Consider the following 11410-nt stretch of genomic DNA (forward strand, 5'->3'; position numbering starts at 1 on the left):
CGCCTCACGAAGCGCAGCAGACTTTGAACAGGCTCCAAGGCCCCTTTCAGCTTAACGCTTGCCCGCCGCTTCTTCGCGCCGGCGCTTCGCTTCTTCCAGCAAATACACTTGGTAGTCGTCCAGATCACCGTCAAAATCGCTGACGCCGCCGCGCGACACCATCCAGAACTCGTCGCAGACCGCGCGCAGCAGGGCTCGGTCATGGCTGACCAGCATCACCGAACCCTCGAACTCGTTCAACGCCACGCTCAAGGCCTCGCGCGTGGCCAGGTCCAGATGGTTGGTCGGCTCGTCCAGCAGCAATAGATTGGGACGCAGCCAAACAATCATGCACAACACCAGCCGCGCCTTCTCTCCGCCGCTCATGCTGCCCACCGCCTGCTTGACCATGTCGCCGCTGAAATTGAAGGTGCCCAGGAAGTTGCGCAGGCCCTGTTCTCGGCAATCATTGGCCGGCGGACGCAGCTGCGCCGGCGTTTCGCGCGCCAATCGCAGCATGTGCTGCAGCGGGTCGTCTTCCGGCCGCAGCACGTCCAACTCCTGCTGCGAGAAATAGCCGATGTTCAAACCCTTGCCGCGGATGATCTCGCCGCCGGTGGCCGCCAGCGCCTCGGCCACTGTTTTCACCAGCGTGGACTTGCCCTGGCCGTTGGCGCCCAGGATGCCGATGCGCTGGCCGGCCAGCACCGAGCGGTTGACGTCCTTGACGATCACGATGGGCGGCGCGCCGTCCCCCGCGCCCTCAGCCGCCGGATAGCCGAACGAAGCCTGCGACATGGTCAGCATCGGGTTGGGCAGGCTGCTGGGTTCTTTGAACTCGAACTGGAAGTCGGCTTCGGTCAGCACCGGCGCGATCTTCTCCATCCGCTCCAACGCCTTGACGCGGCTTTGCGCCTGCTTGGCCTTGCTGGCCTTGGCCTTGAAGCGGTCGATGAATTTCTGCAGATGCGCCATCTTCTCCTGCTGCTTGGCCAGCACGGCCTGTTGCAGAATCAGCTGCTCGGCGCGCATATCCTCGAACTTGCTGTAATTGCCGCCGTAACGCACCAGCTTGCCGTGATCGATGTGCAGGGTGACATTGGTCACCGCGTCCAGAAATTCACGATCATGGCTGATCACCACCATGGTGCCGGCGTATTGCTTGAGCCAGGCCTCCAGCCAGACCAGCGCGTCCAAATCCAGGTGGTTGGTGGGTTCGTCCAGCAGCAACAGGTCGGACGGGCACATCAGCGCGCGCGCCAGTTGCAGGCGCATGCGCCAGCCGCCGGAAAAACTGTTCACCGGCCGCTGCAGCTCGGCCACGCTAAAGCCCAGGCCCAGAATCAGCGCCTGCGCCCGCGCGGGAGCGTCGTGCTCGCCGGCGTCGTTCAGCGCGGTGTAGGCATGCGCCATGCGCATGTAGTCTTCGCCCGCCTCAGCTTCGGCCACTTCGCGCCGTGCCGCCAGCAGCGCGGTATCGCCCTCCACCACGAACTCGGTGGCGGTCTGCGAGGTTTCCGGCATGTCCTGCGCCACCTGCGCCATCCTCCACTGGCTGGGGATGGAGAAATCGCCGCTGTCTTCGTGCAGGCTGCCGTTCAATACCGCAAACAGAGAAGACTTGCCCGCGCCGTTGCGCCCTACCAGGCCCACCTTTTCACCGGGATTGATATTGACTGTCGCGCCGTCCAGCAAAACTTTAGTGCCGCGACGCAAAGCCACGTTTTTCAGAATGATCATTGGGAATAGCAGTGTTGCAGAATTTTTAGGAAGCAAGAAAACAGCAGCCCGGCGACCACTTGCGCCCCGGCGGAATGCCATGAATTAACCATGCCGGCGGACAAAGCCCGCCGGCACGAGGGGGATTATACAGATGCGCTCTGTCAGCGAAACGCCTGGCGACGGACGCGCTCTCCGAAAACAGCCGAACGGCCTAGCGCCGCCTCAACGGAGTCATTGGCTCTCAAAGCCTGCTCAAAGTGCCGCGAACTAAAGCAAAACAAGGTGAAAATCACTGAGAAAGCGGAGCGCGGGCCTGAAGCATGAGTGTTTCAAAGCGTTGCTCAATACGCCGCTTCGCACGAAACACAACAGACTTTGAGCAGGTTCAGACTTCCCAGTATTCCTTCTCTCGCCCCTGCGAGCCCGGGTTCAACTGCTCGCGCAGGCTGCGCAGCTTTTCCGGCTCGCCGCGCACGCGGAACCAGCTGCCCTCTTCGTCCGCGCGCTCTTCCAGCACTTGGCAGTGGCTGTAGATGTCGCCGCGCAACTGCTGCGCCGACCACGGCAACAGCAGCTCGCCTTCCTCCAGGTCGCGCTGGAAGAAGGCGACGATGAGGCCGCGCAATTGGGCCACTTCCTCGGGCCGGCGCGCGCTCATCACCACGCAGTCCGGGTAGCGCTGCCGCAGCTCGGCCGTCCAGGCGGCCTGCGCCGCCTCGTCGCCGACATGGTCGATCTTGTTGAACACCCGGATGCGCGGCACCTCGTCGGCGCCGATTTCTCCCAACACCTCGTCGGTGACCTCCAGCTGACGCTGGAAACCTGGATCGCTGGCGTCGATCACATGCAACAGCAAAGCGGCGTCCAGCGCCTCTTCCAAGGTGGATTTGAACGAAGCCACCAATCCGTGAGGCAGGTTCTTGATGAAACCCACGGTATCGCTGACCAGCACCCGCGGCACGCTTTCCGGGTAGATCGCGCGCACCGTGGTGTCGAGGGTGGCGAACAATTTATTGGCCACCAGCACCTCGCTGCCGGTCAAGGCGCGCATCAGCGTGGACTTGCCGGCGTTGGTATAACCCACCAAGGATACCCCGCCCAGGCCCTGGCCCTGACGCTCCAGCCGGCGCGCGCGCTGGGTCTTGCGTTCCAGTTCCATCGCGACGATTTCGCGTTGCAGTTCGGCGATGCGGTCGCGCACCTTGCGCCGGTCCAGCTCGGTATGCGATTCGCCGGCACCGCGCCCGCCCATGCCGCTGCGCTGCCGGCCTTGCGGACCGGCCAGCTTGGCCGCCTCGCGCAAGCGCGGCGCCATATAGCCAAGACGGGCGATTTCCACTTGGGCGCGCGCCGCGCGCGAGCGGGCGTTGCGGTGGAATATCTCCAGGATGACCATGGTGCGGTCCATCACTTCGCAACCGACCGCCAACTCCAGATTGCGCGCCTGCGACGGCGATATCTCGTGGTCCACCAGCAAGGCATCGATCTCCACCGTGCTAGCATCCAGCACCGGCGGCGCGTCTTCCAGCTCGTCGTTGCGAAGGCCGCGGTTGACGAACTGGCTGATTTCCTCCAGCTTGCCCACCCCCATATAGGCGGTGCGGTCGAAGCTGTTACGCTTTTGCACAAAGGTCCGCACCACTTGGAAGCCCAGGGTCTTGGCCAATTCGCTCAGTTCGGTGAGCGAGGCCTCGAACTCGACATCGCTGACATCGGGCAACTGGACCGAGGCCACCAGGGCGTAGCGGGGTTTCTCTTTGACTTCTGTTTGCATGTGCGTATGACTTTAACTTGATAGCGAGCCCAGATAGTACTCGCAAACGGAACTTCCCGCTGCGCCACGCGCGTTGCGGCGACGCCACGCCCCGCTTGACCCGGCCGCGGTCAGCGCCGATACTCCTGCCGCTTCAAGCACCATCGCCGTCAACGCCACCCATGCCATTCACCTCACTGGGCCTGTCGCCCGCCCTGGCCCAGGCTGCAAGCGATCAAGGCTACCCGGCCCCCACCGCCGTTCAGCTCGCCGCCGTCCCCACCATTCTGCAAGGCCACGACGTGCTGGCCACCGCGCAAACCGGCTCCGGCAAAACCGCGGCTTACTGCCTGCCGCTGTTGCAGCAATGGCTGGCGGGCCGCCAGGCCTCGCCGCGCCAGGCGCAAACGCTGATCCTGCTCCCCACGCGAGAGCTGGCGGCGCAAGTGGGCGACGTCCTGCGCCAACTGTCGCAGGGCCTGCCGCGCCGGCCCAAGATCGCCGTGGTCTTCGGCGGCGTTTCCATCAACCCGCAAATGATGGCCCTGCGCGGCGGCGCCGACATCGTGGCGGCCACGCCCGGCCGGCTGCTGGACTTGCTGGCGCATAAGGCGCTGCGGCTTTCCTCCGTCGACACCCTGGTGCTGGACGAGGCCGACCGCCTGCTCGATCTCGGCTTTGCCGACGAGCTGGCCGGCGTGCTGGAGCAACTTCCGCCCTACCGGCAGAACCTGCTGTTTTCCGCCACCTTCCCGCCCGCCGTGCGCGCGCTGGCGGAACGACTGCTAAACCAGCCGCAGCGCATCGACATCGCGCCCGACGACACCGCCGCGCCGGACATCCGCCAGCGCGCCATCGAAGTGGACGCCGGCCGGCGCACCATGCTGCTGCGCCATCTGCTGCAAACCCATGGCTGGGAACGGGCGCTGGTCTTCGTGGCCAGCCGGCACAGCGCCGACCGGGTGGCCGGCAAACTGCAGGCCGCCGGCATCCGCGCCGCCGCGCTGCATGGGGACTGCAGCCAGGGACAACGCGGCCAAGTGCTGGCCGATCTCAAGTCCGGCCGCCTGCAAGTGCTGGTGGCCACCGACGTGGCCGCGCGCGGCATCGACATCGCCCGCCTGCCGGTGGTGATCAACTACGACCTGCCCCGCTCGCCGGTGGACTACACCCACCGCATCGGCCGCACCGGCCGCGCCGGCGCCAGCGGCGAAGCCGTCAGCTTCATCAGCGCCGACTGCGCCGCGCATTTCCAATTGATAGAAAAACGCCAGCGCTTGCGGCTGCCGCGCGAGCGGATCGCCGGCTTCGAGCCCGTTGCCGTCAACCCCGCCGCCAGCCCAAACGCGGCAATCGACAACGGCGGCGTCAAGGGCAAACGAAAGAGCAAGAAAGACAAGCTGCGGGAAGCCGCCGCCCAAGCGCAGGCCGAACCACGCTAAGGCGCCGAGCCCAACGGAGAACTCAAACAACAGGGCCGTTCCAGCTGGAACGGCCCTGTTTTCGCCTGCGGCCTAACTTTACAAAGCTTGCGGATCAATCTCCGCCACGCTCTCGAACACATAGTCCGGCTGATAGGGGAACTGCTCCATGGACTCGCGAGACGACACCCCGGACAACACCAGCGCGGTGCCCATGCCGGCTTCAATGCCGCCGACGATATCGGTGTCCATGCGGTCGCCTATCATCACCGCCTCTTCGGGATGCACGCCCAGCTTGCGGGTGGCCAGCATCATCATCAGAGAATTGGGCTTGCCCACGATGTAAGGCTTCTTGCCGGTGGCGGCCTCGATGGCGGCCAGCAGCGTGCCGGCGGCCGGCTCGTAGCCGCCGCCCTCTATCGGGTCGATCATGTCCGGGTTGGTGCCGATGAATTTGGCGCCCTGGTCGATAAAGCGCACCGCCTTCTTGATCTGCTCGAAGCTGAAGGTCTGGGACTTCGCCACCACCACGTAATCCGGGCGGGATTCGGAAATGGAAAAACCAACGTTGTACAACTCGTTGATTAGACCCGCGCCTCCCACCACGTAGGCAGTGGGCATCGCTTTGCGCGTCTGGCTGCGCAGGAACATCGCCGTGGCCATCGCGCTGGTGATGAAGTTGTCCTCCGTCACCCCGTTGATGCCCAGGCTCTCCAGCTTCAGCCTCAGGTCCAGCGGTGTCTGTTCCGCGTTATTGGTCAGGAACAGAAAAGGCGTGCCGGCCTGCGTCAGGCGGTTGACGAAATCACGCGCGCCCGGAATCAGTTGCTTGCCCCGATAGATCACTCCATCCATGTCGGAAATGATGCTTTTGCTCATACGGTATATCCAAAACACAGGTGCCGATTCCGCCGGCACGGAGGCGGGCCGCGGCTTCATTCGCCGCAACCGCGACAGCATAGCACGGCGGCTCTATCGAGCTTGTTGAAAGTCTAGCGAGCAAGGTCGGACGTTGCGGCAGAAAAGGCCTCGCCTACGAAATCACAATCTCGCAGCGCGCGGCGGGCTTTGAACAGGTTCTTAGAGCCTGTTCACGATCTCGCGAGCAAGAGCGAGACAAGGCGAAAACGAGCGAAAAAGCGGAATGTACACGTGGTACATGAGCATTTTGAGCTTGTTTTTAACGCCGTATCGCCACAGCGCAGCAGATCGTGAACAGGTTCTTAGGTCGGCCTCCCGCGCCAATCCATCCTAACGGACAGGTGACATGGAACCAAGCTACCGCTATCGGGCTCTTTAGCTGTACCATCGACGCCAGATGCACGCCTGCCCGCCGCGCCGATTTTTCCCGGCGGGCTCCTATCGCAGCAGCGGCCGCTCCCCACAGGTGCGACCTTTTGCCACCCAGGGAGCGCAGCACGTATGAACATCGACGCCATCCGCGAGCAGGCCTTCGCCATGCCGCTAACCAACCCCGCCTTCCCCCGCGGCCCCTACCGCTTCACCAACCGCGAATTCTTCATCATCACCTACCGCACCGATCCGGCCAAACTGCGCGAGGTGGTGCCGGAGCCGCTGCAACCGGCCTCGGACCTGGTGAATTTCGAATTCATCCGCATGCCGGACTCCACCGGCTTCGGCGACTACACCGAAAGCGGCCAGGTGATACCCGTGCGGCTGGGCGGCGTGGCCGGCAACTACACCCATGCGATGTATCTGAACGATCACCCGCCCATCGCCGGCGGCCGCGAGCTGTGGGGCTTTCCCAAAAAACTAGCTTGCCCGCGGCTGCAAGTGCGCACCGACACCCTGGTGGGCGAACTGGACTACGGCCCGGTTCGGGTGGCCACCGCCACCATGGGCTATAAGCACCAGACGCTGGACGCCAGCGCGCTGCAGCGCTCCATGGTCAACACCCCCAACTTCCTGCTGAAGATCATTCCGCACGTGGACGGCAGCGCCCGCATTTGCGAACTGGTGCGCTTCTACTTGAAGGACGTGACCGTGCACGGCGCCTGGAGCGGGCCTGCGGCGCTGGCGCTGTTCCCGCACGCGCTGGCGCCGGTGGCGGAACTGCCGGTGCTGGAGATCGTGGAAGCGCGCCATATCATCGCCGACCTGACCCTGGGCCTAGGTGAAGTGGAATTCGATTACCTCAACTAAGAACCTGTCCAATATCTGCTGCGCATCGGCGATACGGCGTTAAAAACAAGCTCAAAATGCTCATGTACCACGTGTACATTCCGCTTTTTCGCTCGTTTTCGCCTTGTCTCGCCCTTGCTCGCGAGACTTTGAACAGGCTCTAAGAACCTATTTACGATCTGCTGCGCGGCGGCGACACGGCGTTGAAAACCCCTTAGAAAGGGTCATGTACCGCTTGACCATTTCGCTTTTTCAGCCGTTCTCGCCTTGACTCGCGAGATCGTAAACACGTTTAAGAGCCGCTTCGCGGCCCGTCCCCACGCGACAACTCACCACAACAAGGAGAGCAGCATGCAATTGAACGGCAAAGTGGCCTTGATCACCGGCGCGGCCAGCGGCATAGGCAAAGCCATTGCGGAAACCTACGCCCGGGCCGGCGCGGCGGTGGCTATCGCCGACATCAATCTGGCCGCCGCGCAGGCAACGGCGGAGGAGATCAAAGCCGCCGGCGGCAAGGCGGTGGGCGTGGCGATGGATGTGACCAACGAGGAATCCGTCAACGCCGGCACCCAAGCGGCGGTGGACGCGCTGGGCGGGCTGGACATCCTGATTTCCAACGCCGGCATCCAGATCGTCAACCCGCTGGTGGACTACAAGTTTTCCGACTGGAAGAAAATGCAGGCCATCCACGTGGACGGCGCTTTTCTCACCACCAAGGCCGCGCTGCCGCATATGTACAAAGACAAGCGCGGCGGCACGGTGATCTATATGGGGTCGGTCCACTCTCACGAGGCGTCCAAACTCAAATCCGCCTACGTCACCGCCAAGCATGCCTTGCTGGGCTTGTGCCGGGTGCTGGCCAAGGAAGGCGCGGAATACAATGTGCGCGCCCACGTGATCTGCCCCGGCTTCGTGCGCACGCCGTTGGTGGAGAAACAGATTCCGGAGCAGGCCAAAGAACTGGGCATCAGCGAGGAGGAAGTGGTCAAGCGCGTAATGCTGGGCAATACCGTGGACGGCGTATTCACCACGGTGGACGACGTGGCCCAAACCGCGCTGTTTCTGGCCGCCTTCCCCAGCGCTGCGCTGACCGGCCAATCCGTCATCGTCAGCCACGGCTGGTATATGCAATGACGCCGCCGCACAATCCGGCCTGCCCTCAGGCCGGCGGCCTGTACCAAAGCCGCAGCCTGCCGCCCGGCCATCGCTACCAGGTGCTGGCGCTGGTGCTTCAGGGCGGCGGCGCGCTGGGCTCCTACCAGCCCGGCGTCTATCAAGGCCTGGCCGAAGCCGACCTGCATCCTAACTGGGTGGCCGGCATCTCCATAGGCGCGCTCAACGCCGCCATCATCGCCGGCAATCCGCCGGAACGGCGGGTGGAGCAACTGCGCGCCTTCTGGGACACCATCTGCCGGCCGCCGTTTCTGCCACCCAGCCCGTTCAGCCAACTGGACACCCACCACTGGCCCGCGAGCCTCAACGGGCTGATGGCAAGCTGGGAAGCCTGGCGCGCGCTGACCGAGGGCCAGAACGGTTTCTTCCTGCCGCGCTCTCCCTGGCCGGCCGGCGCGCCCTCTCCCGCCAACTGCAGTTTCTACGACACCGCGCCGCTGAAAAGCACGCTGGAGCGCTTCGCTGATTTCGACCGCATCAACGACAGCGATCAGATGCGGGTATCGGTGGGCGCGGTCAATCTACGCAGCGGCAACTTCGTCTATTTCGACAACACCCGTCAACGTCTGCGCCCCGAGCATTTCATGGCCTCCGGCGCGCTGCCCCCCGGTTTCCCGGCGGTGGAGATAGACGGCGAGTACTACTGGGACGGCGGCCTGGTGTCCAATACGCCGCTGAAGCAGATACTGAGCACCGAACCCCGCAAGAACTCCTTGGTGTTCCAGGTGGACCTGTGGAGCGCCAAGGGAAAGCCGCCCACGGACATGAAGGCGATCGCCATGCGGCAGAAGGACATCCAGTACTCCAGCCGCACCCGCCAAATCACCGATACGATGAAGCGGGAGCAGAACTACCGCGGCTTGCTGCGGCAGTTGATGGAGCTGGTGCCGGAAGCGCAGCGCGAGCACCCGGCTTACCGTCGCGCCCATGAGCTGGCCTGCGGCCGGCTGCTGAAGGTGATCCACCTGATCTACCAGGACAAGGAGTACGAGGACCACCACAAGGATTATCAGTTCGGCGCCCAGACCATGCGCGCGCACTGGGCCAGCGGCTACCAGGACATCTGCCGCACGCTGGGCCACCCGGATTGGCTGGAGATGCCGTCGCCGGACCGGCCCTTCGTCACCCACGACGTGCATCGCTGAGAACGTGTTTACGATCTCGCGAGCAAGGGTGAGACAAGGCGAAAGCGGCTGAGAAAGCGGAATGTACGCGTGGTACATGAGCATTTCGAAGCGGGTTTCAACGCCTTACCGCCGACGCGCGGCAGATCGTCAACAGGTGCTGAGACGGCGGAAGCCGGCGCGCGCCCGGCCTTTCAAACCAATGCCGCCCGCCGTCCCAACTCCAGCCAGTCCAGCACCGCAGGCCGTTGCCACTGACGTTCGACATAGGCGGCCAAGCGCGGCGGCAAGATGTCGTCGTATTGCAGCCGCTTCAACATCAACGCCAGATCGGTGTCGGCCAGACACCAAGCGCCGAACAAATCGCCGTCGCCGGCCGGCAGCAATTGCTCCGCCGCCGCGATCAGCTTGTTGGCCGCCTGGCGCGCTTCCGGCGCCAGGGTGCCGGCCGCCGGCCGCAGAAACACGACCTCGGTGTTGCGGTCCTCCCGCAAGGCCATCAGGTCGCTGCGCAGCCAGGCTTGCAATTGGCGCGCGCGGGCGCGTTGACGCAGGTCCAGCGGATAAAGCCGGGGACGCTCGGGGTAAGCGTCTTCAAGATACTCGGCGATGGCAGAGGATTCGCTGAGTTGAAACTCGCCGTCCTCCAGCATGGGCACGCGGGCGGTCAGCGATTGACGTTGATAGGCCGGGGCCAGATTGGCTTGCGCGGCAAGGCTCAAGGTCGCCAGTTCGAAGGTCAGCCCTTTTTCTTTCAAGGCGACGAAGGCGGACAAGGCGTAGGGGCTGAGGAAACGGGAATCGACATGCAGCAGCATAAGGGCCTCCGGGACGGGAACATAGGATCTCAGATGCTAAAGACATGCGGCGCCCGGCGCCAGCGCCAAAACGCGAACACTGCGTTTCCCGGCGCGCCGTCCGTCCTGGCCGCCGACCGACACCCAGCGGACGTTGAACGGACTCTCAGAGCCTGTTCACGATCTTGCAAGCCAAGGCGAAACAAGGCGAAAACCGCTGAGAAAGCGGAGTGTACAAGTGGTACATGAGCATTTCGAAGCGGTAGCCACCGTGTCACGCCTCACAACGCGCAGCAGATCGTGAACCGGTTCTCAACCAAACAGGCCGGTGGACAGGTAGCGATCGCCGCGGTCGCAGACAATGGAGACAATGACCGCGTTTTCCAGCTGGCTCGACAGGCGCAAGGCCACCGCCAGCGCGCCGCCGGACGAAGGCCCGGCCAGAATGCCCTCCTCGCGCGCCAGCAGCCGCGCCATATCCTCCGCCTCCTGCTGGCTGACATGCTGCAAATCGTCCAGCTGCGAGAAATCGCAGATCTTGGGCACGTAGGGGTCTTCCCATTTACGGATGCCGGCAATCTGACTGCCTGGCTCCGGATGCACGCCCACAATCTGGATGGCCGGGTTTTGCCGCTTCAGGTAGCTGCCGGTGCCCATGATGGTGCCGGTGGTGCCCATGCTGGACACGAAGTGAGTGATGCCGCCCCGGGTGTCCTGCCAGATTTCCGGCCCGGTGCTTTCATAGTGGGCCAGCGGATTGTCCGGATTGGAGAACTGGTCCAGGATGCGGCCCTGGCCGGCGGCTTCCATCTTGCGCGCCAGGTCGATGGAACCCGGCATCGAGGCCTCCTTGGGCGTCAGGACCACTTCCGCGCCGTAGGCGCGCATCGCCTGCACCCGCTCGGCGCTGGAGTTCTCCGGCATGATGAGGATCATCTTGTACCCCATCATCGCCGCCGCCATCGCCAGCGCAATGCCGGTATTGCCGCTGGTGGGTTCGATCAGAGTATCACCCGACTTGATCTCGCCGCGTTCTTCGGCGCGACGGATCATGGACAGGGCCGGCCGGTCCTTGACCGAGCCCGCCGGGTTGTTGCCTTCCAGCTTGACCAGCACGGTGTTGCTGGTGACGCCGGGCAGGCGCTTGAGTCTGACCAGCGGGGTGTGGCCGACGAAATCTTCCAGATGCTTGTACACGACGCGTTCTCCAACGGGGAACGGTCATTATACCGATTGGCTATCAGCAAAGACGGAATCCTTATGTCTAAGCAAATAACCGTTACGCTCCCTCGCGGCGGC

Annotated in this window: 9 protein-coding genes; 4 read left to right on the forward strand and 5 right to left on the reverse strand. The window is 63.8% G+C overall.

Annotation, left to right across the window (positions count from 1 at the left end; genetic code table 11):
• Positions 1-51: 51 nt before the first annotated feature.
• Together BR71_RS11635 and hflX are read right to left on the reverse strand one after the other, a co-directional pair.
• On the reverse strand, positions 52-1719 hold the full coding sequence (locus BR71_RS11635; RefSeq protein ID WP_043637309.1) for an ABC-F family ATP-binding cassette domain-containing protein: 1668 nt from the start codon (positions 1717-1719) through the stop codon (positions 52-54).
• Positions 1720-2086: 367 nt separating this feature from the next.
• Positions 2087-3475, reverse strand: a complete 1389-nt coding sequence (gene hflX / locus BR71_RS11640; RefSeq protein ID WP_043637312.1) for a GTPase HflX — start codon at positions 3473-3475, stop codon at positions 2087-2089.
• 161 nt (positions 3476-3636) lie between these two features.
• Between hflX and BR71_RS11645 the strand changes: the two genes are divergently transcribed.
• Positions 3637-4896, forward strand: a complete 1260-nt coding sequence (locus BR71_RS11645) for a DEAD/DEAH box helicase (RefSeq protein WP_200123106.1) — start codon at positions 3637-3639, stop codon at positions 4894-4896.
• Between the two features lie 78 nt (positions 4897-4974).
• Here the strand turns inward: BR71_RS11645 and BR71_RS11650 are convergent, their stop codons facing one another.
• Positions 4975-5754: an HAD-IIA family hydrolase gene (locus BR71_RS11650; protein WP_019101698.1), complete on the reverse strand. Its 780-nt coding sequence runs from the start codon at positions 5752-5754 to the stop codon at positions 4975-4977.
• 543 nt (positions 5755-6297) lie between these two features.
• On the opposite strand from BR71_RS11650, the gene BR71_RS11655 reads away from it, so the two are divergent.
• The 3 genes from BR71_RS11655 to BR71_RS11665 all read left to right on the forward strand — a co-directional run bounded on the left by BR71_RS11655 (position 6298) and on the right by BR71_RS11665 (position 9335).
• A complete protein-coding gene (locus tag BR71_RS11655; protein ID WP_043637316.1) occupies positions 6298-7038 on the forward strand; it encodes an acetoacetate decarboxylase in 741 nt (246 codons plus the stop codon).
• Positions 7039-7368: 330 nt separating this feature from the next.
• Complete coding sequence (locus tag BR71_RS11660; protein ID WP_043590077.1) at positions 7369-8151, forward strand: 3-hydroxybutyrate dehydrogenase; 783 nt, start codon at positions 7369-7371, stop codon at positions 8149-8151.
• On the forward strand, positions 8148-9335 hold the full coding sequence (locus BR71_RS11665) for a patatin-like phospholipase family protein (protein ID WP_043590079.1): 1188 nt from the start codon (positions 8148-8150) through the stop codon (positions 9333-9335). Before BR71_RS11660 ends, BR71_RS11665 begins: the two co-directional genes overlap by 4 nt.
• A gap of 173 nt (positions 9336-9508) precedes the next feature.
• Here BR71_RS11665 and yfcF read toward each other — a convergent pair whose 3' ends face one another.
• Entirely contained in the window at positions 9509-10132 is a 624-nt protein-coding gene (gene yfcF / locus BR71_RS11670; RefSeq protein ID WP_043637320.1) for a glutathione transferase, read from the reverse strand.
• Between the two features lie 291 nt (positions 10133-10423).
• On the reverse strand, positions 10424-11308 hold the full coding sequence (gene cysM / locus BR71_RS11675) for a cysteine synthase CysM (RefSeq protein WP_043637334.1): 885 nt from the start codon (positions 11306-11308) through the stop codon (positions 10424-10426).
• Positions 11309-11410: the final 102 nt, after the last annotated feature.

The sequence above is a fragment of the Chromobacterium haemolyticum DSM 19808 genome, assembly GCF_000711885.1.
Classification (GTDB): domain Bacteria; phylum Pseudomonadota; class Gammaproteobacteria; order Burkholderiales; family Chromobacteriaceae; genus Chromobacterium; species Chromobacterium haemolyticum.

Bases quoted from the DNA above. Each gene is read 5' to 3' on its own strand.
- BR71_RS11660 (WP_043590077.1), top strand. From the start codon at position 7,369: ATGCAATTGAACGGCAAAGTGGCCTTGATCACCGGCGCGGCCAGCGGC.
- BR71_RS11655 (WP_043637316.1), top strand. From the start codon at position 6,298: ATGAACATCGACGCCATCCGCGAGCAGGCCTTCGCCATGCCGCTAACC.
- BR71_RS11645 (WP_200123106.1), top strand. From the start codon at position 3,637: ATGCCATTCACCTCACTGGGCCTGTCGCCCGCCCTGGCCCAGGCTGCA.
- yfcF (WP_043637320.1), bottom strand. From the start codon at position 10,132: ATGCTGCTGCATGTCGATTCCCGTTTCCTCAGCCCCTACGCCTTGTCC.
- BR71_RS11665 (WP_043590079.1), top strand. From the start codon at position 8,148: ATGACGCCGCCGCACAATCCGGCCTGCCCTCAGGCCGGCGGCCTGTAC.
- BR71_RS11635 (WP_043637309.1), bottom strand. From the start codon at position 1,719: ATGATCATTCTGAAAAACGTGGCTTTGCGTCGCGGCACTAAAGTTTTG.
- BR71_RS11650 (WP_019101698.1), bottom strand. From the start codon at position 5,754: ATGAGCAAAAGCATCATTTCCGACATGGATGGAGTGATCTATCGGGGC.
- hflX (WP_043637312.1), bottom strand. From the start codon at position 3,475: ATGCAAACAGAAGTCAAAGAGAAACCCCGCTACGCCCTGGTGGCCTCG.